This is a genomic window from Moorena sp. SIO4E2, assembly GCF_010671945.1.
Classification (GTDB): domain Bacteria; phylum Cyanobacteriota; class Cyanobacteriia; order Cyanobacteriales; family Coleofasciculaceae; genus Moorena; species Moorena producens.
The window spans coordinates 1-2,050 of record NZ_JAAHIE010000980.1 but is presented as its reverse complement, the minus strand read 5'-3'; the positions used below and the strand labels follow the sequence as shown (position 1 = coordinate 2,050).

General features: G+C 40.6%; 3 protein-coding genes and 1 pseudogene. 1 reads left to right on the top strand and 3 read right to left on the bottom strand.

Annotated elements, in window-relative coordinates:
- Positions 1-229 (top strand): annotated as a pseudogene (locus F6K37_RS39695) (Uma2 family endonuclease); the annotation flags it as partial.
- Positions 230-378: 149 nt separating this feature from the next.
- On the opposite strand, the gene F6K37_RS39690 reads toward F6K37_RS39695, so the two are convergent.
- The 3 genes from F6K37_RS39690 to F6K37_RS39680 all read right to left on the bottom strand — a co-directional run.
- Positions 379-981 (bottom strand): metal-dependent hydrolase, encoded by a 603-nt coding sequence (locus tag F6K37_RS39690; protein WP_287256760.1) that lies wholly within the window; start codon positions 979-981, stop codon positions 379-381.
- A 323-nt stretch (positions 982-1,304) separates the two neighbouring features.
- Positions 1,305-1,874, bottom strand: coding sequence for a Uma2 family endonuclease (locus F6K37_RS39685; protein WP_008184075.1), 570 nt, complete (start codon positions 1,872-1,874; stop codon positions 1,305-1,307).
- A partial coding sequence (locus tag F6K37_RS39680; RefSeq protein ID WP_287256758.1) for a hypothetical protein occupies positions 1,871-2,050 on the bottom strand: 180 nt, incomplete at its 5' end. The genes F6K37_RS39680 and F6K37_RS39685, both read right to left, overlap by 4 nt.

The window sequence follows — 2,050 nt, the reverse complement described above, 5'->3', positions numbered from 1 at the left end:
TGTTGATACTACTTGGTTACGTTGGGCTACTTTAGAGGGAATTGTGCTACCTACTGCTGAAGAAATAGCAGTGCAAGCTCAAGAAGAAGCAGCCCAAGCTCAACAACAAGCAGCCCAAGCTCAACAACAAGCAGCCCAAGCTCAACAGCAATTAGCCCAAGCTCAAGAACGAGCCGAGCAACTGGCTGCTCGTTTACGAGCTATGGGAGTGGATCCTGATCAAGTTTGAAGCGATCGCGCAACGGAGTAGTTAACGGATTTAAGCGATCGCAATATCCCTCGAGTTAGGAGGAGTTGCTAAGGTCAACTCATAGTTGGTTTAGCAACTCTTTTACCATAGTTTTGTCAAATGGGTAGTGCTATACCACCATGCTTGGGCTACCGAGACAGATTATATCCCCAAAACATAAAGCAGGTTGAAGTAAACAGTAAGCCAAAGATAACAATTTTTACCTGACGGGGTTTTAAAAGATGGTAACGACAAATGGCAACCAAGGAAAACAATGGTAATAGTATCCCCATCTCGATCAATAGGTTTTTATATAAGTAATAATTGCTTAGGTCTAGTTTTCCGGCGCTGGGTAAAATACCCCAAGGAAGTTTAAAGTTTTCTCTAGTGAAGGGATAGAACAAAGGTATACCAACAACTCCAACTAACAAATCGATAATAATTTGGGAAAGACCCGCTAATATCGCTTGAAAACTATACACTTTGAGTTGGCGTCCCCTAATTCCTATAATAATTAAAACTACGATTGTACAAATGGGAATAATCAGAGCAAATGCTAGGGAATGGGTAATACGAGTTTGACGGTGTGCTGATTGATGTAACCAAGGGATAAAATGATCCAAGTCAGGGAAAGAGGCAATTACTATTAACCATAAAAACCAAGCCAAGCGCAATAGCAGTGGTTTTTTGGGTGAATTAAAAGCAATACCAATAGTTACAGCAGTTACACTATGGCCAATAAAAGATGACATATATTTTTTTATTTTGATGTTACTGAATTAAGTTATTATAGCATCTTAATTTAATAGGTAAAATCAAAATTTATGTTTAAGTATAACCCTTCACCAAATTAGGTCAAGATACCTGAGGGGGTGACATGAGCCCCAAAAAGCTTACTCTATAAGGCTTTGATGCCAATGGTGTCATGGAAGATACAGTCGGAAATTAAGCCTAAATTCATGTTAGGGAAGCTCAAACCCTTATAACTACGTCCAAAGGAGCGCCCAAAACAGAATGTATATTTTTGGGAATTATCGGCTGAAATTATTACCCAGTAAGGATTTCAGCTTGCATGTCACCCCCCCAGGTCAAGATACACAAAACCAGGCAAAACCTCTTCTCCAGATAAACTAGGGGGAGACTCTAAAACCTCAATATCTCTACTTGGTCGATAAATTTCAACTTGTCGCTCTTTACGATTAATCAAGCAACCATTACGAGCACCATTGTCTCGGTATTCTTCCATCTTCTGGCGAATTGCTATTAAGCTATCACTAGGCGAACGTAATTCAATCACAAAATCAGGACACAGGGGCAGAAATTTCTCTTGTTGTTGAGGAGTTAAACTATTCCAGCTTTGTAATGGTATCCAAGAAGCATCGGGAGAACGGTCGGCACCATTGGGGAGTTTAAAACCAGTGGAAGAATCGAAAGCAATTCCCAACTTGTTTTGACGGCTCCAGGCTTGAAGTTGGTAGCCTATTTCTAGATTACAGTTTCCTGTGCTGCCGCCAGTGGGTGACATAATAATTAAATCTCCATTAGCATTGCGTTCAAATTTTAAATCATGGTTGTCTTGACAAAGCTGGAAAAATTGCTCGTCGGTAAGGTTAATTGATTGGAGATCAAGGGTTAGGGTGGTCATGATTGTTTAGGGAAGGGAGCAGGGAGCAGGGAGTAGGGAGTAGAGAGTAGGGAGTAGAAACCTAAGTGTATTTTATAAAAATAACTAACGCTATAGAATTGTTTTAGCGATCGCGTTTTTGATTCCCAGTGATCAATAACTATTCCGATCGGCGTTCGCGCAGCGTGGCCAAAGGC

Coding starts and splice junctions, on each gene's coding strand:
- F6K37_RS39690 (WP_287256760.1), bottom strand. CDS start 981: ATGTCATCTTTTATTGGCCATAGTGTAACTGCTGTAACTATTGGTATT.
- F6K37_RS39685 (WP_008184075.1), bottom strand. CDS start 1,874: ATGACCACCCTAACCCTTGATCTCCAATCAATTAACCTTACCGACGAG.